Here is a 25,931-nt window from a genome sequence, read left to right as displayed (position 1 = left end):
AAGAGTACGAACCGAACGATCGGTCGGTCGGGCGGTCAACAATCTCTGGCAGGGGGCCGGGATGGTGGCAGTGACCCCGGAAACGGGGCAGGACTCAGGCCTCGGGGCTGACCTCGGGGCACAGCTCGCGGCAGCCTTCGACGCCGCCGTGGCGGCCGACGAGCGCGTCGAGCCGCGCGACTGGATGCCCGAGGCGTACCGCGCCTCGCTCGTCCGCCAGATGGCCCAGCACGCCCACTCCGAGATCATCGGGATGCAGCCCGAGGCCAACTGGATCACCCGTGCGCCCTCGCTGCGCCGCAAGGCGATCCTGATGGCCAAGGTCCAGGACGAGGCCGGGCACGGCCTCTACCTGTACAGCGCCGCCGAAACCCTCGGCACCAGCCGCGACGAGCTGCTCGACAAGCTGCACTCCGGCAAGCAGAAGTACTCCTCGATCTTCAACTACCCCACCCTGACCTGGGCCGACGTCGGCGCGATCGGGTGGCTGGTGGACGGCGCGGCGATCACCAACCAGGTGCCGATCTGCCGCTGCTCGTACGGGCCGTACGCCCGCGCGATGGTCCGGATCTGCAAGGAGGAGTCCTTCCACCAGCGCCAGGGCTTCGAGCTCCTCATGGCCCTCTCCAAGGGCACGGAGGCGCAGCACGCGATGGCGCAGGACGCCGTGGACCGCTGGTGGTGGCCCTCGCTGATGATGTTCGGCCCGCCGGACGACGAGTCGGCGCACTCCGCGCAGTCCATGGCGTGGCGGATCAAGCGGCACTCCAACGACGAGCTGCGCCAGCGCTTCGTGGACATCGCCGTTCCCCAGGCCGAGGCGCTGGGTCTGACCCTGCCCGACCCGGACCTGAAGTGGAACGAGGAGCGCGGGCACCACGACTTCGGCGCGATCGACTGGGCCGAGTTCTGGGACGTGCTCAAGGGCAACGGCCCGTGCAACGAAGAGCGGATCGGCCAGCGGCGCCGGGCCCACGAGGAAGGCGCCTGGGTCCGCGATGCGGCCGCGGCGTACGCGCAGAAGCACACCGCCCGGACCGCAGCCGCCCAGGCAGCCGTCGAGGGCGCGGTACAGAGCACGGCAACGAACGAGGAGGCAGGGGTATGACGCAGAACTGGCCACTGTGGGAGGTGTTCGTGCGCTCGCGCCGCGGTCTCTCGCACACGCACGCGGGCAGCCTGCACGCGCCCGACGCGGAGATGGCCCTGCGCAATGCCCGCGACCTGTACACGCGGCGCGGCGAGGGCATCTCGATCTGGGTGGTGCCCTCCACCGAGATCACCGCCTCCTCGCCGGACGAGCGGGACCCGTTCTTCGCCCCGTCGGCCGACAAGCCGTACCGGCACCCGACCTTCTACGAGATCCCCGAGGGGGTGCACCACCTGTGACCAGCACCGATGCCGTTCAGCCCGATGTCGTCCGGTCGGCAGCCCTCGCGCTGGGGGACGACGCCCTGATCCTGTCCCACCGCCTCGGCGAGTGGGCGGGTCACGCCCCCGTCCTGGAGGAGGAGGTCGCCCTCGCGAACATCGCGCTCGACCTGCTCGGCCAGGCCCGCATCCTGCTGTCCATGGCCGGCGACGAGGACGAGCTGGCCTTCCTGCGCGAGGAGCGGTCCTTCCGCAACCTCCAGCTGGTCGAGCAGCCCAACGGGGACTTCGCCCACACCATCGCGCGCCAGCTCTACTTCTCCTTCCACCAGCACGAGCTGTACACGGAACTGGCCGCCGGGGACGGCCCGTTCGCCCCGCTGGCGGCCAAGGCCGTCAAGGAGACCGCGTACCACCGCGACCACGCCGAGCAGTGGACCCTGCGGCTCGGCGACGGCACGCAGGAGAGCAGCGCCCGCATGCAGGCCGCCCTGGGCGCGCTGTGGAAGTTCACCGGCGAGATGTTCCAGCCGGTGGACGGCATCGACGGGGTCGACTGGGCCGCACTGGAAGCCCGCTGGCTGGCCGCCGTGGGCGGCCTGCTGGAGCGGGCCGGGCTCGCGCTCCCCGAGGGCCCGCGCACCGGCGCCTGGGCGGCCGGGGCCGGCCGCCAGGGCCTGCACACCGAATCGTTCGGCAGGCTGCTCGCCGAGATGCAGCACCTGCACCGCAGCCATCCGGGGGCGTCATGGTGACGGACACGCCCCGCGCCCCGGCCCCGACCAGCGGGCCCGAGGCCCCCGAGGCCATGACCCGCCTGGAGGCGGAGCTGGCCGAGCTCGCCGGCTCCGTGCCCGACCCCGAGCTGCCCGTGCTCACCCTCGCCGAGCTGGGCGTGATGCGCGGCGTGCGGATGCACGAGGACGGGCACGTCGAGGTCACCCTCACGCCGACCTACACCGGCTGCCCCGCCATCGAGGCCATGTCCGCCGACATCGAGCGGGTCCTGACCGGCCACGGCATTCCCGACGTGCAGGTGCGCACCGTCCTGGCCCCGGCCTGGTCGACCGACGACATCAGCGCCGAGGGCCGGCGCAAGCTCGCCGAGTTCGGCATCGCCCCGCCGCGGCCGCACGCGGCCGGCGGGCCGGTCCCGGTCACCCTCTCGGTCCGCTGCCCGAACTGCGGATCGACCGACACCGAACTGCTCAGCCGGTTCTCCTCCACCGCATGCAAGGCGCTGCGCCGCTGCACCGCCTGCCGTGAACCGTTCGACCACTTCAAGGAGCTGTAGATGGCCGCGTCCACGCCGTCGCCCACGTCGGGCTCCGGGCGCCCCGCGCGCCACGGCGCCTTCCACCCGCTGACGGTGGCGGCGGTCGACCGGCTCACCGACGACTCCGTGGCGCTGACCCTGCGCGTCCCCGCGGAGCTGCGCGGCGAGTACCTGCACGCCCCCGGCCAGCACCTCACGCTGCGCCGCAGCACCCCCGAGGGCGTGGAGATCCGCCGTACGTACTCGATCTGCTCCCCCGCCCCGGACCCCGCGGGCCCCGGCCCGGCGGCGCTGCGGGTGGGCGTGCGGCTCGTGGAGGGCGGCGAGTTCTCCACGTTCGCGCACAAGGAGATCGCCGCCGGCGACGTGCTGGACGTGATGGTCCCGGCCGGCCGGTTCGTCCTGGAGCCGGCCGCCGCGCCGGCCGCCGGGCACTACGCGGCGATCGTCGGCGGCAGCGGGATCACCCCGGTGCTGTCGATCGCCGCCTCGCTGCTGGCGGCACGGCCCGACGCCCGGTTCTGCCTGGTCCGCAGCGACCGTACGGCGGCGTCGACGATGTTCCTGGACGAGGTCGCCGACCTCAAGGACCGCTTCCCGGACCGGTTCCAGCTGGTGACGGTCCTGTCCCGGGAGGAGCAGGAGGCCGGGCTGCCGTCCGGCCGCCTCGACGAGGAGCGGCTGAAGGCCCTGCTGCCCGCGCTGCTGCCGGTCGCGGACGTCACGGGCTGGTTCCTGTGCGGCCCGTACGGGCTGGTCGTGGGCGCGGAGCGGGCCCTGGGCACGCTCGGCGTCGTCCGGACCCGGATCCACGAGGAGATCTTCCACGTCGAGGACACGGCGCCGCCGGCCCCGGCGGCGGCCCCCTCCCACGTACGGGTCACGGCCCGGCTCGACGGCCGCTCCGGGACCTGGCCGGTCCGCGACGGGGAGTCCCTGCTGGACGCCGTGCTGCGCAACCGCGCGGACGCCCCGTACGCCTGCAAGGGCGGGGTCTGCGGCACCTGCCGGGCGTTCCTGGTCACGGGCGAGGTCCGGATGGACCGGAACTTCGCGCTGGAGGCGGAGGAGACGGAGGCCGGGTTCGTGCTGGCCTGCCAGTCGCACGCGGTGACCGAGGAAGTGGAGATCGACTTCGACCGCTGAAGCGCCGTCCACTTCCTTCCCTGTCCATTTTCAACCGCGTGCTCTATCTTGACGCACCGTCAGGTCCGGACCGGGCCTGACGGGATCCGGTGCGCGCGGGAGGACAGGCAGTGGACTTCACCTTCACCGAGGAGCAGCAGGCCGCCGTCGAGGCGGCGAAGGCCGTCTTCGCGGACGTCGCCCCGGACGGCGTGCCCAGCCCCGCGCTGACCCCGGGGGCCGTCGCCGAGGACTTCGACCGGCCGCTGTGGGCCAAGCTCGCCGCGTCCGACCTGCTGAGCCTGGTGCTCGCCGAGGAGCACGGCGGGGCGGGCCTCGACGCGATCGCCCTGTGCCTGGTGCTGCGCGAGGCGGCGAAGGTGCTGGCCCGGGTTCCGCTGCTGGAGCACTGCGCCACCGCGATGGCCGTCCAGGCCCACGGCAGCCCCGAACTGGCCGCCGCCCTGCTGCCCGACGCCGGGCGCGGGATGCTCGTCCTCACCGCCGCCGCGCACGGGCGCAGCGGCCACGATCCCGCGGAACTCGCCGTCACCGCCCGCCGCGAGGGCGCGCAGTGGACCCTCGACGGGGTCCAGACCGCCGTCCCGTGGGCGCACGGCGCCGACTGGATCGCCGTACCGGCCCACACCGGTGAGGGCGTGGCCGTCCTCGCGCTCGTCCCGCGCACCGCCGAGGGCCTCACCCTGGCCGCGCAGGTCTCCACCAGCGGCGAACGGCTCGCCGAACTCGCCCTGGACGGCGTACGGGTGCCCGCGAGCCACCTCATCGACACCCCGGGGGCCTGGGAGCGGCTCCGCCAGCTCCTCGCCACCGGAACCTGCGCCCTGGCGCTCGGACTCGGCGCGGGCGTCCTCGCCATGACCAGCCAATACACCAGCAAGCGCGAGCAGTTCGGCTTCCCCGTGGCCACCTTCCAGGCCGTCGCCGTCCAGGCCGCCGACCGCTACATCGACCTGCGCGCCATGGAGGTCACCCTGTGGCAGGCCGCCTGGCGGCTCGACGCGGCGACCGGCGGAGCCGGCGGCCCGCTGCCGAGCGCCGGGGACGTCGCCGTCGCCAAGATCTGGGCCTCGGAGGGGGTACGCCGGGTCGTGCAGACGGCTCAGCACCTGCACGGCGGCTTCGGCGCCGACACCGACTACCCGCTGCACCGCTACCACGCATGGGCCAAGCAGCTGGAGCTCCAGCTGGGTCCGGCCGCCGCGCACGAGGAGGCGCTGGGCGACCTGCTGGCCGCCCACGCCCTCGCCTGACGGCCGGCGTCCGCCACTACCCGGACGACAGGGACTAGAGCACGAAGGCCGGGTTCCCGGTTTCGGTCACCATCGGGCGCCCGGCGCCGTCCCAGGCCTGCATGCCGCCGTCGATGTTCACGGCGTCGATGCCCTGGCGCACCAGGTACTGGGTGACCTGCGCGGAGCGCCCGCCGACCCGGCACATCACGTGCACGCGGCGGCCGTCCTCGACGGCCTCCGTCAGCTCACCGAAGCGGGCCACGAAGTCGCTCATCGGGATGTGCAGAGCGCCTTGCACGTGTCCGGCAGCCCATTCGTCGTCCTCACGGACGTCGAGGACAAAGCCTTCGGAGGGCACCGCGGCGGCGTCCACCGAGGGAAGCGGTCCGAAGTTCATACGTCGCCTTCTCTCATCGCAGGTCTGACTCCCAACCTATCCAAACTCCGCGAGCTCGGCCTCGCGCTCGGAGACCTGGGCCAGCAGCTGCTCCGCGATCTCCTCCAGCAGCCGGTCCGGGTCCTCCGGCGCCATCCGCAGCATCGACCCGATCGCGCTGTCCTCCAGCTCCCGCGCCAGCACCGACAGCAGCTCCTTGCGCCGCGCCAGCCACTCCAGCCGGGCGTACAGCTCTTCGCTCTCGTTCAGCTGTCGCACGGCCTCCGGCACGGGACCCGCCGCCCACTCCTCGGCCAGCTCGCGCAGCGCCTGCTCCTCGCCCCGCGCGTACGCCGCGTTGACCCGCACGATGAACGCATCGCGCCGCTCCCGCTCGGCCTCGTCCCGGGCGAGATCCGGGTGTGCCTGGCGGACCAGCTCGCGGTAGAGCCGGCGCACCTCCTCCGTCGGCCGCACCCGCTCCGGGGGCCGCACCGGGCGGTCGGTGAGCATGGCGGACGCGTCGTCGGACATGCCTTCCGAGCCCATCCAGTCGTGGAACAGCTCGTCCACGCCCGGCATGGGCATCACCAGCGAGCGGGCGTCCCGGGCCCGCTGCAGGTCCTCGGCATCGCCGCTGCGCGCCGCCTTCGCCTCGGCGATCAGCGCATCCAGCTCGTCGAGCCTCGAGTACATCGGGCCGAGCTTCTGGTGGTGCAGGCGGGAGAAGTTCTCCACCTCCACCCGGAAGGTCTCCACGGCGATCTCGAACTCGATCAGCGCCTGCTCGGCGGCCCGCACGGCCCGTTCAAGGCGTGCTTCGGGACGCTCGTCGCCGGTCTCTTCAGTCTGCTGCTCGCTCACCCGGCCACCCTAAGGCCGGTCGACCGGGGTCGATGTTTCACGTGGAACATCGACCCGGGACCGTGACCCGGGACCGTGGCCCGGGTCACCACCCGCTCAGACCCCCGCCTCCGCCGCGATCCGCCCGGACCGCACCGCCGCCAGCAGGTGCGCGTGGTCGGCCTCGCTCCGGTCGGCGTACGCCACCGCGAAGGCGGCCATCGCCTCGTCCAGCTCGTCGTTCTTGCCGCAGTACCCGGCCAGCAGCCGCGGATCGGCGCTGTGCGCGTGCGCACGGGCCAGCAGGGCGCCGGTCATGCGCCCGTAGTCGTCGATCTGGTCGGCCGCCAGCGCCGCCGGGTCCACGCTGCCCTTGCGGTTGCGGAACTGCCGCACCTGGTACGGCCGCCCCTCCACCGTGGTCCAGCCCAGCAGGATGTCGGAGACCACCTGCATCCGCTTCTGCCCGGCCACCACCCGGCGGCCCTCGTGCTCCTCGGCCGCGGACGGGAAGCCCAGCGCGGGCAGGTGCGGCAGCAGCACGGACGGCCGCGCCTCCTTGACCTGGAGCACCAGCGGCTCGCCCCGGTGGTCCAGCAGCAGCACCACGTACGAGCGGGTGCCGACGCTCCCGGTGCCGACCACCCGGAAGGCCACGTCGTGGATGGCGTAGCGGGCCAGCAGCGGCAGCCGGTCACCCTGGAGGGTCTTCAGGTAGGGGCCCAGCGAGGCCGCCACGGCCGCCGCCTCGGCGTCGCCGACCCGGCGCAGCACCGGCAGGGCGTCGACGAAGCGCCGCCCGCCGTCGGGGGCCGCCTCGGTGGACTTGGCGGCGAACCGCGCCGAGGTGTTGTTGCGGGCCTTCTCCGAGACCCGCTCCAGCGTGCCCAGCAGGTCGCGGGCATCGGTGTGGGAGACGAGCTCCTCGTCCGCGATGGCGTTCCAGGCATCCAGCGCCGGCAGCTTGGCCAGCAGCCGCATGGTCCGGCGGTACGCGCCCACGGTGTCGTGCGCCGCGGCCCGGCAGGTGTCCTCGTCCGCGCCGGCCACCCGCCCGGCCAGGACCAGCGAGGTCGCCAGCCGCTTCAGGTCCCACTCCCACGGGCCGAACACGGTCTCGTCGAAGTCGTTCAGGTCGATGACGAGCCGGCCGCGGGCATCCCCGTACAGGCCGAAATTCGCCGCATGGGCATCGCCGCAGATCTGCGCGCCGACCCCGGTCACCGGGCCGCCGGACAGGTCGTGCGCCATCAGCCCGGCCGATCCGCGCAGGAACGCGAAGGGGTTGGCGGCCATCCGGCCCACCCGGATCGGCGCCAGCTCGGCGACCCGCCCGACGTTGGACTCCTCGACGGCCTGCACCGCGTCCGGCCGCCCGGCCGGCGCCTCGAAGTGCGCGTGCGCGGAACGCGGCACCCGCGTGCGCAGCGCCTTGCCCGCCTCCTTGGGCGAGCCCGCCACGGTCCGCGGGGCGAACCCCTCGACCACGGGTATCCGCCCGCCGCCCGTCGCCCCGTCCGGCTCCGCAACCCGCTGCTCCGGTACCGCCACCATCTGCGCCGCCCCCGCCCGTACCCGTGCTCGTACTCGCCGGACCGTGCCGTCCGGCAACATCAATTCGGCCCGACCGTATCTAGAGCCCGGCGTCCCTGGCCAGCAGGGCGGCCTGAACCCGGTTCTCGCAGCCCAGCTTCGCCAGGATCCGGCTCACGTACGTCTTCACCGTCGCCTCGCTCATGTGCAGCCGCCGGCCGGCGTCCGCGTTGGACAGCCCCTCGCCCAGCAGCGCCAGCACCCCGCGCTCGCGCTCGCTCAGCTCCGCCACCCGGCGCCGGGCCTCCTCGCCGCGCCCCGCGGCCCGCCCCGAGGCCAGCTGGTCGACCACGTGCCGGGTCGCCCCCGGCGAGAGGTACGCATCCCCGGCCGCGGCCGCCCGCACCGCGCCGATCAGCTCGCCCGGCGCCGAATCCTTCAGCAGGAACCCCGCGCCGCCCGAGCCGAGCGCCCGCAGCACGTTCTCCTTCTCCCCGAAGGTGGTCAGGATCAGCGCCCGGACCTCCGGTGCCGCCCGCCCCAGCTCATCGAGCGCGGTGAGGCCGTCCATGACCGGCATCTGGATGTCCAGCAGCATCACGTCCGGCGTGTGCGCGCGGGCCAGGTCCACGGCCTCACGGCCGTTCGCCGCCTCCGCGACGACCTCGATGTCCGGAGCCGAGGTCAGGATCATCCTGATCCCGGCCCGGATCAGCGGCTCGTCGTCAGCGATCACCACTCGGATCACCTTGGCTGTCACCCGCGCTCCTACTGCTCGACCTCGTACGCCTGCTTGTCGACGAGCTTGCCGTCCTTGAAGCAGAACCGGAAAACGGTATCGGTGGACAGCCCCGAGTCCTCCGAGGACAGCAGCGCCAGGCACCGCGCGCCCTCCGGCCGCTGGGGCCCCTTCCGGTCCAGGCCCGAGGTGAGGAAGCTCTCGCCGTCGGGCAGCAGGTTGCGGACCGCCTCCTCCGACTCGCCCACCCGCACCTTGTCGTAGTCGTCCCGGCTGATCATCGCGTTGCCCGCCGTGCCCAGCAGCAGCACCACCCCGGCCCCGATCACGATCACCAGCAGCACCACCGCCGCGAAGGCGATCCCGCAGCCCATCGCGATGCCCCCGGTCCGGCTGCGGCTGCGTACGGCCAGCTCCCGGTCCACCGCCGCCCAGTCCATCGGCGGCGCACCCGCCAGCCCCAGGGCCTGCGCCTGCTGCCCGAAGTCGTCGGCGATGTCCTCCACCCCGGCCGGCTCCGTCCCGTACGGCAGCACCCCGGCCACCCGGAAACCGCCGTCCTCGGTCGCGCCCGCGTGCACCATCCCGCCGACCAGCCGGGCCCGTTCGCGCAGCCCCGTCAGCCCCTGCCCGCCCGAGACCACCTCTCCCGTGCCCGGCCCGGCCGCGGGCCCGTTGGCGATCTCCACCACCAGCGAGTCGTCCTCGTACCGCAGTTCCACCGAGATCGACGCCCCCGGAGCGTGCTTGTACGCGTTGGTCAGCGCCTCCTGCACGATCCGGTACGCCGCGTGGTCGCACGCCGCGACCAGCGGCCTCGGCCGCCCCGCCGAGGTCATCCGCACGTCGGTCCCCGCGCTCCGCGCCGCCTCCACGATCCCGGCGATCCCGGCCACCCCGCGCGCCGCGGGCTGCGCCTCCTCGACGGGCACCGGGGCCTCCACGCCGTCGCGCATGATCCCGACGACCTCGCGCAGCTCGTGCATCGCCGCGACCGAGGCCTGCCGCAGCACCCCCACGGCCTCGCGCTGGCGGTCGGTGAGCTTCGGGTCGACCTCCAGGGCGCCGGTGTGCACGGAGATCAGCGCCAGCTGGTGGCCCAGGCTGTCGTGCATGTCCTGGGCGATCCGCTGGCGCTCGCGCAGCCGGGCCTGCCCGGCCACCATGACGCGCTCCCGCATCAGCTGCCCGTTGCGCTCCTGGAGCGCCTGCAGCAGGGTCCGGCGCTGTGACCAGTAGCGGCTGGCCAGACCCGGCATGACCGTCATCGCGAGGAACATCAGCGTGGAGAAGACGATCACCAGTACGGGCCGCTGGTCGGACCACGCCTGCACCACACCGAAGCCGACCGAGGCGAGGAAGGCCAGCGTGAACGCGGTCAGCGCCCGGCCCACCCCGACGATCCGGCGCCCCGCCGACCAGCCCAGCAGGATCATGACCAGGAACGAGCCGGGCAGGAACGGGGACACGGCCGCCGCCACGACCAGGGTCGCCGCCGGCAGGCGGCGCCTCAGCAGCGTGAGCAGCACCACAGCCGCGGCACTGCCGACCATCCGCTGCACGCTGCCGTTGTCGAGCTCCTCGACCCCCAGGCCGAGCAGCGCGAGCAGCCCGGCGATCACCAGGTCCCCCGCCAGCATCCGCCGCGTCCACGGCTCGGGGCCCGTCAGCCAGCCCCAGCCCGCCCGCATCCTCGCCGTCGCATCCACGCGACCGACCCTAGACACCGGTCCTCGCGCCCGGCCGCCCTCTTTCGTCGCGCCCTGCGTGACGAAAGTCGTACGGCCGACATCTCGGCCGTGCCGGTCCGGGCCCCAACTCCCGGCGCACGGGCCGGGATCGGCCGGCCCGCGGTCCGCAGGGACGACCCGCTCGCGACCAACACCCCACCAGAGCACGGGAAAAGCGAAACGGCCGCCATCGCTTTCGCGATGACGACCGTTTCGTCGATGTGGGCGAGGGGGGATTTGAACCCCCACGTCCCGAAGGACACTGGCACCTGAAGCCAGCGCGTCTGCCGTTCCGCCACTCGCCCGAGCAGCTCCCCAGTGGATCTTCCCTTTCGGTCCGTTCCCCTGGCGACGTCGAAACATTAGCACGTCGGACGGGGTGGATTCACATCGCTTTTCCCGCACCCGTCGACCCGGCTCCGAATGCCCCTCCCGCACCGCCCGTCCGGTGCGGGACACTGTCCTCTGAGCGCCCCTACGATCCCTTGTGAGGACCAACACTCCTGCGCATGGGACCCAGGGGGAACCAGCCGAATCCGCCACGCGTGGATACGATCAGTAAGCAGTACAGGGCGACAACGACGGAGGAGGTGCCCCATGGGAGTCCTGAAGCGGTTCGAGCAGCGACTCGAAGGTCTGGTGAACGGCACCTTCGCCAAGGTGTTCAAGTCCGAGGTCCAGCCCGTCGAGATCGCCGGCGCGCTCCAGCGCGAGTGCGACAACAACGCGACGATCTGGAACCGCGAGCGGACCGTTGTCCCCAACGACTTCATCGTCGAGCTCAGCTCCGGCGACTACGAACGCCTGAGCCCCTACTCCGGGCAGCTCGGCGACGAGCTCGCGGGCCTCGTCCGCGACTACGCCAAGCAGCAGCGCTACAGCTTCATGGGCCCGATCAAGGTCCACCTGGAGAAGGCCGACGACCTCGACACCGGGCTCTACCGGGTCCGCAGCCGTACGCTCGCCTCCAGCACCTCCCAGGCGCAGCCGCAGGCACCCCAGAACCAGCAGGGCGGCTACGGCTACCCTCCGGTCGCCCCACCGCCGATGCCGGCCGGACCGCCCCCGGGCGCACCCGCGCGCCGGCCGGGCGCCGGCGGGCCGGCCCCGGTGGCGACCGCAGGCGCCACCCGGCGCCACTGGATCGAGATCAACGGCACCCGCCACCAGATCTCGCGCCCCACGCTCGTACTCGGCCGAAGCACCGAAGCCGACGTGCGGATCGACGACCCCGGCGTCTCGCGCCGGCACTGTGAGATCCGGACCGGAACGCCCTCGACGATCCAGGATCTCGGGTCCACCAACGGCATCGTGGTGGACGGGCAGCACACCACCCGCGCTACGCTCCGCGACGGCTCGCGGATCGTCGTGGGCAGCACCACCATCATTTACCGGCAAGCCGAAGGGTGAAGCGGGGGCAATGTCAGAGCTGACCCTGACGGTCATGCGGTTGGGTTTCCTGGCCGTTCTGTGGCTGTTCGTCATCGTGGCCGTCCAGGTCATCCGCAGCGACCTCTTCGGTACGCGCGTCACGCAGCGCGGCTCGCGCCGCGGCAGCGCCGCGTCCGGAGCGCCGGCGCAGGCCGGAGGCCGGCAGACCGCCGCGCCGCCGCAGCAGCGCCAGCGCCGCGGAGCGCCGACCAAGCTCGTCGTCTCGGAGGGCACCCTCACGGGCACCACCGTCGCCCTCGCGGGCCAGACGATCACGCTCGGCCGGGCACATGACTCCACGATCGTGCTGGACGACGACTACGCCTCCAGCCGCCATGCCAGGATCTATCCCGACCGTGACGGCCAGTGGATCGTCGAGGATCTCGGGTCCACCAACGGCACGTATCTCGACCGGACCCGGCTGACCACCCCGACGCCCATTCCGCCGGGCGCCCCGATCCGCATCGGCAAGACCGTCATCGAGCTGCGGAAGTAGTACGAGAATGAGCGAGCGGAGCGAGCGAGCCGCGGCAGTCCGGCCCACCCAGGACACGGACCCGAGCGCGCTCCCGACCGGAGGGTGGGCAGTGTGGCTCGAGACCGGTTGTACCCGGAGGAAGCGTCGACTGGGCAGGTGCGCATGAGTCTGTCCCTGCGGTTCGCCGCCGGATCCCACAAGGGCATGATCCGCGAGGGCAACGAGGACTCCGGCTATGCCGGGCCCCGTCTCCTCGCCGTGGCCGACGGCATGGGCGGCCAGGCCGCCGGCGAGGTCGCGAGCTCCGAGGTGATCTCCTCCCTCGTCCAGCTCGACGACGACGTCCCGGGCTCCGACATCCTCACTTCGCTCGCCACTGCGGTGCAGCGCGCGAACGACCAGCTGCGCGTCATGGTCGAGGAGGACGCCCAGCTCGAGGGCATGGGCACCACCCTGACCGCGCTCCTGTGGACCGGCCAGCGCCTCGGACTCGTCCACGTCGGCGACTCCCGCGCCTACCTGCTCCGCGACGGCGTCCTCACGCAGATCACCCAGGACCACACGTGGGTGCAGCGCCTCGTCGACGAGGGCCGCATCACCGAAGAGGAAGCCACCACCCACCCGCAGCGCTCGCTCCTCATGCGGGCACTCGGCAGCGGTGACACCGTCGAGCCGGACCTCTCGATCCGCGAGGTCCGCACCGGCGACCGCTACCTGATCTGCTCCGACGGCCTGTCCGGCGTCGTCTCGCACCAGACCCTGGAAGAGACGCTCGCCGGCTACCACGGCCCCCACGAGACCGTGCAGGCCCTGATCCAGCTCGCCCTGCGCGGCGGCGGACCGGACAACATCACCTGCATCGTCGCGGACGTCCTCGACACCGACAGCGGCGACACCCTCGCCGCCCAGCTGAACGACACCCCGGTCGTCGTCGGCGCGGTCGCCGAGAACCAGCACCAGCTCTTCGACGGCGGCAACGCCATGCAGACCCCGGCGGGCCGCGCCTCGGGCCTCGGCCGCCAGGTCCCCCCGCCGGCCGGTGCCTTCGGGCCCCCCGGCAGCGGCGAGGCCCCCGGCTACGGGTACCCCGACCAGAGCCAGGGCGGCGGCGCGTACGGCAGCTTCGGCGAACCCGACCCGTACGACGACGACTCCCGCTACGACGACACGTACGACCACCCCCGCCGGCGCCGCAGCAAAGGGCGCAAGTGGACCACCCGCACCCTGATCCTGCTGATCGTCGCCGGTGTCGTCGGAGGCGGCCTCTACGCCGCCCACCGCTGGACCCAGACCCAGTTCTACATCGGCGTCAAGGGCGAGCACGTCGCACTGTTCCGCGGCATCAGCCAGAACCTCGGCCCGCTGGAGCTCTCCAAGGTGGAGACCGACCGCACCGACATCGAACTGAAGTACCTGCCGCCCTTCAAGCGCAAGCTGGTCGAGGCCACCATCACCGAGACCAGCCTCGACGGCGCCCGCCAGAAGATCGACGAACTCGGCGCCCAGGTCACCGCCTGCAAGAAGGACGAGGAGCGCCGCGCCGCGGAAGCGCAGAACCCACCAGCATCCGGCCCCAGCCTGACTCCCACGGAGCAGTCGCTGGTCGGCCTCTGCGGCAAGCAGTAGTAGACACCTGCGGGCACAGGGGGCCTGCCACACCATGAGCGTTGTCACCAACACGACCACCATCGGCGCCATCGAGCTGCCGAGCCGGCGGAACACCGAGCTCCTGCTGCTCGTCTTCGCCGTGGTCATCCCGATCTTCGCCTACGCCAACGTGGGCCTGTCGATCCACGGCAAGCTGCCTCCCGGCATGGTCGCGTACGGAGGCGGCCTCGCCGTCCTCGCCGGCATCGCCCACCTCGTGGTGCGCCGCTACGCGAAGTACGCGGACCCGCTGCTGCTGCCGATCGCGACCCTGCTCAACGGGCTCGGCTGCGTCCTGATCTGGCGACTCGACCAGTCCGAGCGGCTGCAGAACCTGGCCAAGCGCAGCTTCGGCCACTTCTCCGAGTCGGCCCCCCGCCAGATGATGTACACGGCACTCGCCATCGCCCTGTTCGCCGGCGTGCTGCTGCTGCTCAAGGACCACCGCACCCTGCAGCGGTTCACGTACATCTCGATGGCCGCCTCGCTTGTCCTGCTGATCCTGCCGGTCGTGCCGGGCCTCGGAGCCGACGTCTTCGGCGCCAAGATCTGGATCAGCGTCGGCGGCTTCTCCATCCAGCCCGGCGAGTTCGCGAAGATCGTCATCGCGATCTTCTTCGCCGGCTACCTGATGGTGAAGCGCGACGCGCTCGCCCTGGCCAGCCGCCGCTTCATGGGCCTCTACCTGCCGCGCGGCCGCGACCTCGGCCCCATCCTGATGATCTGGGCGATGAGCCTGCTCGTCCTCGTCTTCGAGAACGACCTCGGCACCTCGCTGCTGTTCTTCGGCATGTTCGTGATCATGCTGTACGTGGCCACGGAGCGCACCAGCTGGATCGTCATCGGCCTGGTCATGAGCGTGGCCGGCGCCGCCGTCGTCGGCGCGACCGCCAGCCACGTCAAGGCCCGTGTCACCGCCTGGCTCGACCCCTTCGCCTGCTACTCGAAGTCGGGCGCCTGCGAGCAGGTCGGCCAGTCGATCATGAGCTTCGGCTCCGGCGGGGTCCTCGGCACCGGCTGGGGCCAGGGCAACTCCGACCTCATCGGATTCGCCGCCAACTCCGACTTCATCTTCTCCACGGTCGGCGAGGAGCTCGGCCTCGCGGGCGTCATGGCCTTCCTCCTGCTCTACGGCCTGATCATCGAGCGGGGCGTGCGCACCGCCCTCGCCGCCCGCGACCCCTTCGGCAAGCTCTTCGCCATCGGCCTCTCCGGCGCCTTCGCCCTGCAGATCTTCGTGGTCGCGGGCGGCGTCATGGGCCTCATCCCCCTGACCGGCATGACCATGCCGTTCCTCGCGTCCGGCGGTTCGTCCGTCCTCGCGAACTGGGCCCTCATCGGGATCCTCATCCGGATCAGCGACACCGCACGCCGCCCCGCCCCGGCCCCGGCACCGTCCCCCGACTCCGAGATGACCCAGGTGGTCCGCCCGTCATGAACAAGCCCCTGCGCCGCATCTCGATCTTCTGCGGGCTGCTCGTCCTCGCACTGCTGATCCGCACCAACTGGCTCCAGTACGTCCAGGCCGAGGAACTCAGCACCCGCAAGGAGAACCGCCGGGTCCAGATCGCCCAGTACGCCACCCAGCGCGGCAACATCATCGTCGCGGGCGGCCAGGCCATCACCGGGTCCGACACCACCGACGGCAGCGACTACAAGTACAAGCGGACCTACACCGCCGGCGAGCTCTGGGCACCGGTGACGGGGTACGCCTCCCAGGCCTTCGGCTCCACCCAGCTCGAGTCCCTCGAGGACAAGATCCTCACCGGCAACGACGACCGGCTGTTCTTCGACCGCACCGTCGGCATGTTCACCGGCGAGAAGAAGGCCGGCGGCAACGTCGTCACCACGCTGATGCCGGACGTCCAGAAGGCCGCCTTCGAGAAGCTCGGCGACAAGACGGGTGCCGTCGCGGCGATCGACCCGCGCACCGGCGCCATCCTGGCCCTGGTCAGCACCCCCTCGTACGACCCGTCCAGCTTCGCCGGCAACTCCAAGACCGACGAGAAGAACTGGGTCGCGCTCAAGGACAGCCCGGAGAAGAAGCTCGTCAACCGCGCCCTGCGCGAGACCTACCCGCCCGGCTCGACCTTCAAGGTGGTCACCGCCGCGGCCGCGCTGGAGCACGGTGTCGTCACCAACATCGACGCGCCGACGGACACCCCCGAGCCGTTCCTCCTGCCGACGACGCAGACGCCGATGGTCAACCACGCCAAGGGCTGTGAGAAGGCGAGCCTCAACTTCGCGCTGCAGGTGTCCTGCAACTCCGTCTTCGCCAACGTCGCCGACAAGGTGACGAAGGACAAGATGCTGGAGACGGCGCAGAAGTTCGGCTTCAACAACGACAAGATCGACACCCCGGTCCGGGCGTTCGCCAGCGTCTACGACAAGACCATGGACCGGCCGAGCAACTCGCTCTCCGCGATCGGCCAGTACAACACCGCCGCCACCCCGCTCCAGATGGCGATGGTCGCCGCGGCCGTCGCCAACGACGGCAAGCTGATGAAGCCGTACATGGTCGACCAGCTCACCGCGCCCAACCTCGACGTCATCGAGAAGCACGAGCCGCAGGAGATGAGCCGCCCGCTCTCCGCGGCCAACGCGCAGAAGCTCCAGCAGATGATGGTCAACGTCGTCGAGAACGAGAACGGCACCGGCGGCAAGGCCAAGATCAAGGGCGTCCAGGTCGGCGGCAAGACCGGCACCGCCCAGCACGGCGAGAAGAACGCCAAGCGCCCCTACGCCTGGTTCATCTCCTACGCGAAGACGGACAAGGGTTCCCCGGTGGCCGTCGCCGTCGTCATCGAGGACAGCGACGCCGACCGCGAGGACATCAGCGGTGGCGGCCTCGCGGCCCCGGTCGCGAAGGCCGTCATGGAAGCCGTCCTGAAGAACCAGGGCTGACGGGGGAGCGCACAGGCCGAAGGGGCGTAAAAGCCGAACTGGAGTGATCCGCATCACTGTTCCCGCCCGGATCCGAGCGTACGGTACCGGTCCGGTATCAGGCTGTGGTCACGAACCGATCACCGACGATCGGCCGGTAGCCTTTGCGCGAACAGCACACCGCCGGACCACACACGGGTGCGGTCGGGACTGACGGAGAGGGCTGCAACGTTATGGAAGAGCCGCGTCGCCTCGGCGGCCGGTACGAGCTGAGCCACGTGCTCGGCCGCGGTGGCATGGCCGAGGTCTACCTCGCCCACGACACCCGGCTCGGCCGTACCGTCGCCGTCAAGACCCTGCGCGCCGATCTCGCCCGCGACCCGTCCTTCCAGGCCCGGTTCCGGCGCGAGGCCCAGTCGGCCGCGTCGCTGAACCACCCGGCGATCGTCGCCGTCTACGACACCGGCGAGGACTACGTCGACAACATCTCCATCCCGTACATCGTGATGGAGTACGTCGACGGTTCCACCCTGCGTGAGCTCCTGCACTCCGGCCGCAAGCTGCTGCCCGAGCGCACCCTGGAAATGACCATCGGCATCCTCCAGGCCCTCGAGTACTCGCACCGCGCCGGCATCGTCCACCGCGACATCAAGCCCGCCAACGTCATGCTCACCCGCACTGGCCAGGTCAAGGTCATGGACTTCGGCATCGCCCGCGCCATGGGCGACTCCGGCATGACCATGACGCAGACCGCGGCCGTCATCGGCACCGCCCAGTACCTCTCTCCGGAACAGGCCAAGGGCGAGCAGGTCGACGCACGCTCCGACCTCTACTCCGCGGGCTGCCTGCTCTACGAACTCCTCAGCGTCCGGCCGCCGTTCATCGGCGACTCCCCGGTCGCCGTCGCGTACCAGCACGTACGGGAGGAACCCCAGCCGCCGTCGAACTTCGACCCCGAGATCACGCCCGAGATGGACGCGATCGTGTTGAAGGCGCTGGTCAAGGACCCCGACTACCGCTACCAGTCCGCCGACGAGATGCGCGCCGACATCGAGGCCTGCCTCGAGGGCCAGCCCGTCGCGGCGGCCGCCGCCATGGGCGCCCCCGGCTACGGCTACCCCGACCAGGGCCACGGCTACGGACACCAGGGCTACGACCAGCCCACCACCGCCCTGCGCGCCGCCGACTCCGGCCAGACCTCCATGCTCCCGCCGATGCCCCCGGGCGACGGCGGCTACGGCTACGGGGACCAGGGCCAGGGCGGCTACGACCAGGGCGGCCACGGCCGCCGCCAGCAGAAGAAGAGCAAGGCCTCGACGATCCTGCTGGTCACGGCCGGCATCCTCGTCCTGGTCGGCGCCATCCTCATCGGCCGCTCCCTCTTCAGCGGCGGCGCCGACAACCGGCCCAGCGTGCCCAAGCTCATCGGCCAGACCCTCGAGCAGGCGCAGAAGACCGGCGACAACGTCGGCCTCAAGGTCGAGAAAGAGGCCGACGAGGCCTGCGAGAACCAGCCCAAGGGCAGCATCTGTTCGCAGAACCCGGTGCCCGACACCAAGGTCGACAAGGGCTCCACGGTCAAGGTCAAGGTCTCCTCGGGCGCACCGAACATCGACGTGCCCGACGTCCTCAACGTGAAGTTCGAGGACGCGGAGAAGGCGCTCAAGGACAAGGGCTTCGTGGTCGAGAAGAAGACCCAGGAGTCCGACCGGACCGCCGGCACCGTCCTGGACCAGACCCCGAAGAGCGGCGGCAAGGCCCCGAAGGGCTCGACCGTCACGCTGACCGTCGCCAAGGAGCAGTCGAAGGCGGACATGCCGGACCTCCTCGGGAAGACCAGGGAGGCGGCGGTCAAGGCCCTGAACGACGCCAAGCTCAAGCTGGGCAGCGTGACGGAGGTCGACTCTCCCGGTGCCCCGCCGAAGACGATCGTCGGCCAGCAGTTCCCGGCGGGTGAACAGCTCGCCGTGGGCACGACGGTCAACGTCCAGATCGCCAAGGCCGGCCAGAACACCCAGGTCCCGCAGCTGATCGGCAAGACCGTCGCCCAGGCCAAGGCGGACCTCGCGAGCCGGGGCCTGAGCCTCCAGGTCATCGCGGGCGCGACGGACGACAGGGCGGTCGTCGTGCAGACCGATCCCCCGGCGGGCACTCCCGTCGAGGCGGGCAGGGTCATCAACGTCCAGACCCTGCCCGGCCAGCAGAACGGCGGCAACGGCGGCAACGGCGGCGGCTCGATCTTCGACGGCCTGACGGGCGGCCGGAGCTAGCCTGCGGGTCATACCGCACCGAGACGCGGAAAGCCCCTGTGGGCGGCCTCAGAGCCGCTCACAGGGGCTTTTGCGTGTCCGTGCGAGGTCGGTGTCCCCGTCAGCGCAGCTCCGCCGGGGGTGTGCGCTGCGCGTCCACCTTCTCCGTCCGCACCAGCTCGCCCCACACGACGTACCGGAACTTCGACGTGTACACCGGCGTGCAGGTCGTCAGGGTGATGAACCGGCCCGGCGCCGTCCGCCCCGACTCCTTCGGGACCGCCGAGATCACGTCCACGTTGTACTTCGAGGTCTGGCGCAGCTCCGCGAAGACCTTGTAGACGTACCAGGTGTCCCGCGTCTCGAAGACGACCGCGTCGCCGTTCTTCACCTTGTCGATGTTGTGGAACTTCGCCCCGTGCCCGTCCCGGTGCGCCGCCAGCGAGAAGTTCCCCGACGGCTCCCACGGCAGGGCCGCCTTGACCGGGTCGGTGTAGTACCCGGCCACGCCGTCGTTGAGGAGGTCCGGCGCCGTGCCCCGCTTGACCAGGACCTCGCCGTTCTTCATCGCCGGCACGTGCAGGAAGCCGATGCCGTCCATGGTGTCCAGCGCCCCGGGCGCCGCGGGCGCGTTCGCCCCCGGGGCGCTCTGCCACTGCCGGCGGACGTCGTCGCCGCGCGCCGAGGCCTGCCGGTCCGCGAGGACGTTCGTCCACCACAGCGAGTACGCGACGAACAGGCCCAGCACCAGGCCCACGGTGATCAGGAACTCGCCCAGCAGGCTCAGGAACCCGGCGAGCACACTGCGGCTCTGGTGGGGCGGCGGTGCGGCACGTGACACTGCTTGTTCGTCCTTACGGGCTGGTCAGCGCGGGCGGAGCACCCTGGCTGCGGGGGCGTTCACCGGTCATCCTGCCCCATACGATCATCCGGTAGGTGCTCGTGAACTCCGGGGTGCAGGTCGTCAGCGTGATGTACCGGCCCGGCGAGGTGAAACCCGACCCCTCCGGCACCGGTTTGATCACCGACACGTTGGTCGGCGGGGTCTGCGCCAGCGACGAGGTGATCTCGTACGTGTAGTACGCGTCCCGCGTCTCGACCACGACCGGGTCGCCCGGCACCAGCCGGTTGATGAAGCGGAACGGTTCGCCATGGGTGTTGCGGTGGCCCGCCAGTGCGAAGTTGCCCTGCTTGTCGGCCGGCATCGCCGTCTTCAGCGCGCCGTCCCCGTAGTGCCCGACCATCCCCTTGTCGAGCACCTTCGGCTTGCTGATCCCCTCCGCCACCGGCACCTTCACGTCCAGCTTCGGGATGTACAGGATCGCGAACCCCTGCCCCGGTTCGAACGCGGAGGAGGGCGGCGCGTCGGCCCCGCCGGGGGCCTGCTCCCAGGTCTGCCGCAGCGAGCCCGCAGCGCCGTTCGCCGTCCGCTCGGCCAGCACGTTCGTGTACCAGAGCTGGTAGGCGACGAACAGCAGCATCACCACGCCCAGCGTGATGAACAGCTCCCCGGCGAGCCGGCTCAGGGCGACCACCGGGCCGCCCGACGCGGGCCGCCTGCGCCGCCGCCCGCCGCCCCGCCTCCGCGAGCGCTTCGCGGCCTCCTGAGCTGCCCTGCGCCGCGCGGCCCGGCCCTGCGTGGGCGCGGACGGCGCGACCGCGGTCACGCGACGGCCTTGCCCACCACCGGGGCCAGCCCCACCGAGCGCTCGATGGCCCCCGCGTCCCCGCAGCGCACCAGCCAGTTCGCGAGCATCCGGTGGCCCCACTCGGTCAGCACCGACTCGGGGTGGAACTGCACGCCCTCGACGTCGTGCTCCCGGTGCCGCAGCCCCATGATGATCCCGTCCTCGGTGCGCGCGGTGACCTCGAGCACGTCCGGCAGGGTCCCCGGCTCGGCCGCGAGCGAGTGGTAGCGGGTCGCGGTGAACGGCGAAGGCAGACCCTCGAAGACACCGAGGCCCTCGTGCACCACCGGCGAGGTCTTCCCGTGCAGCAGCTCGGGGGCCCGGTCCACGACGCCGCCGTACGCAACGGCCATGGACTGCATGCCCAGGCACACGCCGAAGACCGGGACCCCGGTGTCGGCGCAGTGGCGGACCATGTCGATGCAGACGCCCGCCTGCTCCGGCGTCCCCGGCCCGGGCGACAGCAGCACGCCGTCGAAACCGTCCTGCGCGTGGGCGAGTGCGACCTCGTCGTTGCGCAGCACCTCGCACTCGGCACCGAGCTGGTACAGGTACTGGACCAGGTTGAAGACAAAGCTGTCGTAGTTGTCGACAACCAGAATGCGCGCGCTCACGGAGTGGCTCCCGATCCCTCGTCCACCGTTACGTCGTTGAACGGGAGGAGCGGCTCGGCCCACGGGAAGACGTACTGGAACAGCACGAAGACCACCGCGAAGACCAGTACGAGGGAGATCAGCGCGCGGATCCACGCGTTGCCCGGCAGATGCCGCCAGATCCAGCCGTACATGCCGTCTGTTTCCTTATCCGTCCACGAACAACCCACCGCACCGCGGGGGCGGTACGCAAACAGACTAAAGGCAGCGGCCGGGCCCGGTGGGTCAGCTCGGCAAACCCTCCGGGCGGCCCTGGGCGGCCGTCCGGGTCCCGGTCAGCTCCGCCCACACGACCAGCCGGTGGCTGTGACCCCATTCCGGATCGCAGGTCGTCAGCGTCAGGTACCGCCCGGGGCCCGTGAACGGCGACCTGCGCGGCACCGGGTCGACCACCCCGACGTCGGTGGGCAGCGTGCGCAGCGGCTCGCCTCGGACCGTGTACGTGTACCAGGCCGTCGCGTCCTTGAGGATCACGGCGTCGCCGGGGCGCAGCTCGGGGAAGTCCTTGAAGGGGTCGCCGTAGGTCCGCCGGTGGCCCGCCACCGAGAAGTTCCCGGTGCCGCCGAGGCGGGCCGTGCCCGCGTAGTGGCCGAGGCCCCTCTTCAGCAGTTCCGTACCGGTCCCCTCGAGGACCGGCTTGTTCCAGTCCGGGCCGAAGCGGGGGACGTACATCTCGGCGAAGGCCTGGCCCGGGGCGTATCCGGGCTCTTCCTGTGCGGGCGCGTCCTGCGCGGGCTGCGGGGCGGCCGGGCTCGCGGCCGGGCTCCGGTCCGGTGCCGGTGCGGCGGCCGCGGGGGCTGCGGCCGAGGCCCAGCGGTCGCGCATCCGGGCCATCTCCCCGTCCATGGACCGGTCGGCCTTGACCCCGGTCCACAGCAGGACGTACGCGACGAAGAGCACGATCAGCGTGCCCGCCGTCAGGCAGACCTCGCTGAAGGTCCGCACCACCAGGCGCAGTACGACGTCACGGCGTACTGGTCGCGGAGGAGGCATCCAGCGGCTTCGCATAGTGGAGGTCCACTGTGCCGGAGTACCCGGGAAGTGTCAGCTCCTTGTGCTCGTCCACTTTCCAGCCGAGCCCGTACGCGCTCACGTACATCTGGTAGTTCTGCAGGGCGGGTGAGGCCGCGAGCGCCTTGCGCAGCGCGGCCGGGTCGCCGACCGCCGTCACCTTGTACGGGGGCGAGTAGACCCGGCCCTGGAGGATCAGCGTGTTGCCGACGCAGCGCACCGCGCTGGTGGAGATCAGCCGCTGGTCCATGACCTGGATGCCCTGGGCGCCGCCCTGCCACAGGGCGTTCACCACGGCCTGCAGGTCCTGCTGGTGGATCACCAGGTCGTTGGGCTGCGGCTCGGGCACGTTGGGGATGCGGGCGGTGGCGTTGGGCGGGGCGTCGTTCAGGGTGACCGTGAGCCCCTTGCCGGACAGCGGCTCGGTGCCGGAGGCGACACGCAGGGCGGCCAGTTTGGCGTCCTCGGCCTTGGTGCTGCCGTCGTCACGCTCTGCGAGGGCGTCGACCCGGCCGCGGACGGCCGCGGTGCTCTGCTCGAGCAGCGCGTTGTTCTGGCTGCGCTCGTGGATGAGGTCCGAGAGCTTGAGGAGCGAGGCGTCCGTCCGGATGTTCGTACCCTTGGACGTGTTGAAGCTGGTGACGAAGATGAGACCGGCCAGGGCGAAAACGGCGGCCGTCAGCAGCCGGACCGGTCTGGCCCGGCGACGGGGACCCGCGGAGGAGTCGTCGGAATTGCTCAACGTACCCTTCTCCTTCAACGCCACAGGTCCACTACGCTAACGGACGCCCGGGGCAGGCAAGGTCCCCAGCGCATCGACAGGAGAGCCCCTCGTGCCGAAGTCACGTATCCGCAAGAAGGACGACTACACGCCGCCGCCGGCGAAGCAGGCGCAGACCATCAGGCTGACCAACCGCAGCTGGGTCGCCCCGGTCATGCTGGCGTTCTTCCTGATCGGTCTCGCGTGGATCGTTGTCTTCTACGTGACCGAGACCCAGCTGCCGATCGAGGCACTGGGCAACTGGAACATCGTGGTCGGTTTCGGCTTCATCGCAGCGGGGTTCGGCGTCTCCACCCAGTGGAAGTAGCCGGACCCGGTCCGAGCGCCGACAAGCACAGGCGCACCCGGTCCGACAAGCTCTCCCCATGAGTTATCCACAGCGTCATCCACACCTGAGGAAAAGACAGAAGATCTGTGGATAACCCTGTGGAGTGTTGACGCCGGTGTGATCAGGTGAGTTCGGCCGTACGGATCAGGACCACCGCCGCTGCCAGCAGGAATGCCGCCGCGCAGGTCCCCCACTGGATGAGCGTGCGCGTCCTGCCGGCGGCCGGTCCCATCATGCCCAGACCGACCAGCAGACCGGTCACCAGGCCGCCGATGTGGGCCTGCCAGGACACGGACAGGCTGCCGCCGAACGGCACGAAGGTCAGCACCAGCATGAGCACGACCATGGTGATCACCGGCCGCATCTCGTAGCGCAGCCGGCGCACCAGGACGACGGTGGCGCCGAGCAGGCCGAAGATGGCGCCGGAGGCGCCGAGGGTCGGCGTGTTCGGGGCGGTCAGCAGATAGACGAGGGCGCTTCCGCCCAGGCCGGACAGCAGGAAGACGGCGAGGTAGCGGGTCCGGCCCAGCGCCGCTTCCAGCGGGCCGCCGATCACCCACAGGGCCAGCATGTTGCCCGCGATGTGCCACCACTCCACGTGCAGGAACACCGAGGTCAGCAGCCGGTGGTACTGGCCGGTGGAGATGCCCTCGACGGGACCGCCGAAGTACTCGACGTACCGCCCGAGCAGCTCCAGCTGGACGACGACCGCCGGCACGAGCTGCCCCACCAGGAACAGCGCGACGTTGATCCCGATGAGGATCTTGGTGACGAGGTGGGGATCGGCGGCCACCACTGCGCCCGTCACGGTGCGCGGCGTGTTCGCGGCCGGGCCGTGGCCGGTGCCGGAGCCCTCACGGACGCATTCGGGGCACTGGAAGCCGACCGAGGCGCTGATCATGCACTCGGGGCAGATGGGCCGCTCGCAGCGCGTGCAGCGGACCCCCGTGTCGCGGTCCGGGTGGCGGTAGCAGCCCGGCAGACGGTCGGTGTCCATCGGTCCCCTCGATCAGGGCGGGGCAGGGGTGCACCCCGCCGGTCCGGTACACATCCAGGACGGACGGGCGGGGCGGAAAGGTTCCCGGGGTGCGGCCGCCGGGGCCGCCGCGGCGGCCCGGGCGCTGCGGTCAGCGCTTCTCGACGACGACGGACTGGATGATCACGTCGTCGAGGGGGCGCTCGGTGCGCGGGTTCGTCTGCAGGCCGGCGATGTCGTCCACGACCTTCTGGCTGGCCTTGTCGGTGACCTCGCCGAAGATGGTGTGCTTGCGGGTCAGCCAGGCGGTGGGGGCGACGGTGATGAAGAACTGGGACCCGTTGGTGCCCGGGCCGGCGTTGGCCATGGCGAGCAGGTACGGCTTGGTGAAGGCCAGGTCGGGGTGGAACTCGTCGGCGAACTGGTAGCCCGGGCCGCCGGTGCCGTTGCCGAGCGGGTCGCCGCCCTGGATCATGAAACCGCTGATGACCCGGTGGAAGACGGTGCCGTCGTACAGCGGATCGGTGGTCTTCTGGCCGTCGGTGGGACGGGTCCATTCGCGGGCGCCCGTGGCCAGCTCCACGAAGTTCTTGACCGTCTTCGGGGCGAAGTTCGCCAGCAGCTCGATCTCGATGTCGCCGTGGTTGGTCTTCAGGGTGGCGTAGAGCTTCTCGGCCACGGATCTGCCTTCCATAGTCATCACTGTCGGTTCCAGATCTTCCCACGCAGGGCTGCACGGCACAGAAATCCTCCACCCGTATGCCCTGTCACGCATGCCGCTCGGCGGTATGGCAGGCATGATCCGACAAAGGGTGGAAAGGTGAACTGTGTCCGCCACCGAGGAGGAGGATCCCGTGACCCGCAAGGACAGCGTGCACCTGGCCGCCGAAAGCGCCAGGGACACGGTCAGGCACGCAGCGGAAGTGGTGGCGCCGTACGCAGCAACCGCCAGGGAAGCCGCCGTGCACTACGCGGCCGAGGCGAACGAGCGGCTGGCGCCGAAGGTGTCGTACGCGACCGCCGAGGCGGCACGGCAGGCCCGTACGGCGTACGACTGCCATCTGCATCCGCGGATGAAGGCGGCGCGCGCGCACGTGCCGCCGAACGTCGACCGGGCGGCGACCATGGCGGTGCACCACACGCGCCGGGCGGCGCGCCAGGCGGCCGACTACACGCAGCCGAGGCTCGAGAGCGCGCTGGCTGCGGCACAGCCGGTGGCCGAAGAGGCCGCGTCGCGGTCGACGGCGGCCCTGGCGGCGCTGCGCGGCCAGGTGTCGGCCAAGGAAGTGCAGAAGCTGGTGAGGCGCAACGAGCGGCGGGCCTGCACCGGCCGGGCGTTCAAGTGGGTGGCGGTGGTCGGCATCGTGGCCGCGGGCGCGTACATGGCCTGGCGGTGGTGGGACCAGCAGTCGAACCCGGACTGGCTCGTCGAGCCGCCGGCGGCCACGGAGCCGTCCCGGGAGCGCGAGCAGGCCAGCTTCGACGACGAGCTGGCGGCGAAGGAGCGCGAGGCCGGGTCCGGCCCGGCGGACGAGAACCTGATGTAGCCGGCGGGCG

The 25,931-nt window shown here is 71.4% G+C and carries 26 protein-coding genes, 1 tRNA gene and 1 pseudogene; 14 read left to right on the top strand and 14 right to left on the bottom strand.

What is annotated here, in order from left to right; translation table 11 throughout:
- The first annotated feature begins 61 nt into the window (after positions 1–61).
- The 6 genes from paaA to ACFYXK_RS15160 all read left to right on the top strand — a co-directional run bounded on the left by paaA (position 62) and on the right by ACFYXK_RS15160 (position 5,046).
- A complete protein-coding gene (gene paaA / locus ACFYXK_RS15185; protein WP_389411525.1) occupies positions 62–1,108 on the top strand; it encodes a 1,2-phenylacetyl-CoA epoxidase subunit PaaA in 1,047 nt (348 codons plus the stop codon).
- Positions 1,105–1,389, top strand: a complete 285-nt coding sequence (gene paaB, locus ACFYXK_RS15180; protein ID WP_030292728.1) for a 1,2-phenylacetyl-CoA epoxidase subunit PaaB — start codon at positions 1,105–1,107, stop codon at positions 1,387–1,389. Before paaA ends, paaB begins: the two co-directional genes overlap by 4 nt.
- Positions 1,386–2,126 carry a 1,2-phenylacetyl-CoA epoxidase subunit PaaC gene (gene paaC / locus ACFYXK_RS15175; protein ID WP_389411524.1) on the top strand — a complete coding sequence of 247 codons (741 nt, stop codon included), beginning with the start codon at positions 1,386–1,388 and terminating at the stop codon, positions 2,124–2,126. The genes paaB and paaC overlap by 4 nt, the downstream gene beginning before the upstream one ends.
- Positions 2,120–2,665, top strand: a complete 546-nt coding sequence (gene paaD / locus ACFYXK_RS15170) for a 1,2-phenylacetyl-CoA epoxidase subunit PaaD (RefSeq protein WP_389411523.1) — start codon at positions 2,120–2,122, stop codon at positions 2,663–2,665. Before paaC ends, paaD begins: the two co-directional genes overlap by 7 nt.
- Entirely contained in the window at positions 2,666–3,793 is a 1,128-nt protein-coding gene (locus ACFYXK_RS15165; protein ID WP_389411522.1) for a 2Fe-2S iron-sulfur cluster-binding protein, read from the top strand. It abuts the gene before it with no gap.
- Between the two features lie 110 nt (positions 3,794–3,903).
- Entirely contained in the window at positions 3,904–5,046 is a 1,143-nt protein-coding gene (locus ACFYXK_RS15160; RefSeq protein ID WP_389411521.1) for an acyl-CoA dehydrogenase family protein, read from the top strand.
- Between the two features lie 34 nt (positions 5,047–5,080).
- Here the strand turns inward: ACFYXK_RS15160 and ACFYXK_RS15155 are convergent, their stop codons facing one another.
- From ACFYXK_RS15155 to ACFYXK_RS15130, 6 genes are all read right to left on the bottom strand, one after another.
- A complete protein-coding gene (locus ACFYXK_RS15155) occupies positions 5,081–5,425 on the bottom strand; it encodes a rhodanese-like domain-containing protein (protein ID WP_389411520.1) in 345 nt (114 codons plus the stop codon).
- Between the two features lie 36 nt (positions 5,426–5,461).
- Positions 5,462–6,268 (bottom strand): J domain-containing protein, encoded by an 807-nt coding sequence (locus ACFYXK_RS15150; RefSeq protein ID WP_389411519.1) that lies wholly within the window; start codon positions 6,266–6,268, stop codon positions 5,462–5,464.
- Between the two features lie 96 nt (positions 6,269–6,364).
- Entirely contained in the window at positions 6,365–7,801 is a 1,437-nt protein-coding gene (locus ACFYXK_RS15145) for a DUF2252 domain-containing protein (RefSeq protein ID WP_389411518.1), read from the bottom strand.
- A gap of 79 nt (positions 7,802–7,880) precedes the next feature.
- On the bottom strand, positions 7,881–8,528 hold the full coding sequence (locus tag ACFYXK_RS15140) for a response regulator (protein ID WP_389411661.1): 648 nt from the start codon (positions 8,526–8,528) through the stop codon (positions 7,881–7,883).
- Between the two features lie 20 nt (positions 8,529–8,548).
- The gene (locus tag ACFYXK_RS15135; protein ID WP_389411517.1) at positions 8,549–10,228 is read right to left on the bottom strand and encodes a sensor histidine kinase; all 1,680 of its coding nucleotides are present in this window, start codon (positions 10,226–10,228) and stop codon (positions 8,549–8,551) included.
- A gap of 243 nt (positions 10,229–10,471) precedes the next feature.
- Positions 10,472–10,554, bottom strand: a tRNA-Leu gene (locus tag ACFYXK_RS15130).
- A gap of 292 nt (positions 10,555–10,846) precedes the next feature.
- Here ACFYXK_RS15130 and ACFYXK_RS15125 point away from each other — a divergent pair.
- The 6 genes from ACFYXK_RS15125 to pknB all read left to right on the top strand — a co-directional run bounded on the left by ACFYXK_RS15125 (position 10,847) and on the right by pknB (position 18,958).
- Positions 10,847–11,659, top strand: coding sequence for an FhaA domain-containing protein (locus tag ACFYXK_RS15125; RefSeq protein WP_389411516.1), 813 nt, complete (start codon positions 10,847–10,849; stop codon positions 11,657–11,659).
- 10 nt (positions 11,660–11,669) lie between these two features.
- Positions 11,670–12,176 (top strand): FHA domain-containing protein, encoded by a 507-nt coding sequence (locus tag ACFYXK_RS15120; protein WP_266627537.1) that lies wholly within the window; start codon positions 11,670–11,672, stop codon positions 12,174–12,176.
- Positions 12,177–12,320: 144 nt separating this feature from the next.
- Positions 12,321–13,784: a PP2C family protein-serine/threonine phosphatase gene (locus ACFYXK_RS15115; protein WP_389411515.1), complete on the top strand. Its 1,464-nt coding sequence runs from the start codon at positions 12,321–12,323 to the stop codon at positions 13,782–13,784.
- Between the two features lie 34 nt (positions 13,785–13,818).
- Positions 13,819–15,243, top strand: coding sequence for an FtsW/RodA/SpoVE family cell cycle protein (locus tag ACFYXK_RS15110; RefSeq protein WP_030292699.1), 1,425 nt, complete (start codon positions 13,819–13,821; stop codon positions 15,241–15,243).
- Positions 15,240–16,709, top strand: a complete 1,470-nt coding sequence (locus ACFYXK_RS15105; protein WP_389411514.1) for a peptidoglycan D,D-transpeptidase FtsI family protein — start codon at positions 15,240–15,242, stop codon at positions 16,707–16,709. The genes ACFYXK_RS15110 and ACFYXK_RS15105 overlap by 4 nt, the downstream gene beginning before the upstream one ends.
- Before the next feature lie 212 nt (positions 16,710–16,921).
- Positions 16,922–18,958, top strand: a complete 2,037-nt coding sequence (gene pknB / locus ACFYXK_RS15100; protein WP_389411513.1) for a Stk1 family PASTA domain-containing Ser/Thr kinase — start codon at positions 16,922–16,924, stop codon at positions 18,956–18,958.
- Positions 18,959–19,058: 100 nt separating this feature from the next.
- Here the strand turns inward: pknB and ACFYXK_RS15095 are convergent, their stop codons facing one another.
- From ACFYXK_RS15095 to ACFYXK_RS15070, 6 genes and pseudogenes are all read right to left on the bottom strand, one after another.
- On the bottom strand, positions 19,059–19,778 hold the full coding sequence (locus ACFYXK_RS15095) for a class E sortase (protein WP_389411512.1): 720 nt from the start codon (positions 19,776–19,778) through the stop codon (positions 19,059–19,061).
- A gap of 19 nt (positions 19,779–19,797) precedes the next feature.
- A pseudogene (locus tag ACFYXK_RS15090) lies at positions 19,798–20,421 on the bottom strand (class E sortase); the annotation flags it as partial.
- Between the two features lie 179 nt (positions 20,422–20,600).
- On the bottom strand, positions 20,601–21,239 hold the full coding sequence (locus ACFYXK_RS15085; RefSeq protein WP_389411511.1) for an aminodeoxychorismate/anthranilate synthase component II: 639 nt from the start codon (positions 21,237–21,239) through the stop codon (positions 20,601–20,603).
- Positions 21,236–21,412: a hypothetical protein gene (locus ACFYXK_RS15080; RefSeq protein ID WP_030292686.1), complete on the bottom strand. Its 177-nt coding sequence runs from the start codon at positions 21,410–21,412 to the stop codon at positions 21,236–21,238. The genes ACFYXK_RS15085 and ACFYXK_RS15080 overlap by 4 nt, the downstream gene beginning before the upstream one ends.
- Positions 21,413–21,503: 91 nt before the next feature.
- Complete coding sequence (locus ACFYXK_RS15075) at positions 21,504–22,271, bottom strand: class E sortase (RefSeq protein WP_389411510.1); 768 nt, start codon at positions 22,269–22,271, stop codon at positions 21,504–21,506.
- On the bottom strand, positions 22,243–23,031 hold the full coding sequence (locus ACFYXK_RS15070; RefSeq protein ID WP_383506878.1) for a DUF881 domain-containing protein: 789 nt from the start codon (positions 23,029–23,031) through the stop codon (positions 22,243–22,245). The genes ACFYXK_RS15075 and ACFYXK_RS15070 overlap by 29 nt, the downstream gene beginning before the upstream one ends.
- Positions 23,032–23,122: 91 nt before the next feature.
- Between ACFYXK_RS15070 and crgA the strand changes: the two genes are divergently transcribed.
- Positions 23,123–23,377 (top strand): cell division protein CrgA, encoded by a 255-nt coding sequence (gene crgA / locus ACFYXK_RS15065; protein ID WP_030153143.1) that lies wholly within the window; start codon positions 23,123–23,125, stop codon positions 23,375–23,377.
- A gap of 142 nt (positions 23,378–23,519) precedes the next feature.
- On the opposite strand, the gene ACFYXK_RS15060 is transcribed toward crgA, so the two are convergent.
- Together ACFYXK_RS15060 and ACFYXK_RS15055 are read right to left on the bottom strand one after the other, a co-directional pair.
- Positions 23,520–24,395 carry a rhomboid family intramembrane serine protease gene (locus ACFYXK_RS15060; protein ID WP_389411509.1) on the bottom strand — a complete coding sequence of 292 codons (876 nt, stop codon included), beginning with the start codon at positions 24,393–24,395 and terminating at the stop codon, positions 23,520–23,522.
- A gap of 130 nt (positions 24,396–24,525) precedes the next feature.
- A complete protein-coding gene (locus tag ACFYXK_RS15055; RefSeq protein ID WP_383507495.1) occupies positions 24,526–25,053 on the bottom strand; it encodes a peptidylprolyl isomerase in 528 nt (175 codons plus the stop codon).
- Positions 25,054–25,228: 175 nt separating this feature from the next.
- Here ACFYXK_RS15055 and ACFYXK_RS15050 point away from each other — a divergent pair, with 175 nt between their 5' ends.
- Positions 25,229–25,921, top strand: a complete 693-nt coding sequence (locus tag ACFYXK_RS15050) for a DUF5324 family protein (protein ID WP_389411508.1) — start codon at positions 25,229–25,231, stop codon at positions 25,919–25,921.
- Positions 25,922–25,931 lie beyond the last annotated feature (10 nt).

The sequence above is a fragment of the Streptomyces sp. NPDC002209 genome, from assembly GCF_042890265.1.
GTDB lineage: Bacteria > Actinomycetota > Actinomycetes > Streptomycetales > Streptomycetaceae > Streptomyces.
This window is presented reverse-complemented; position numbering and strand designations above follow the sequence as displayed.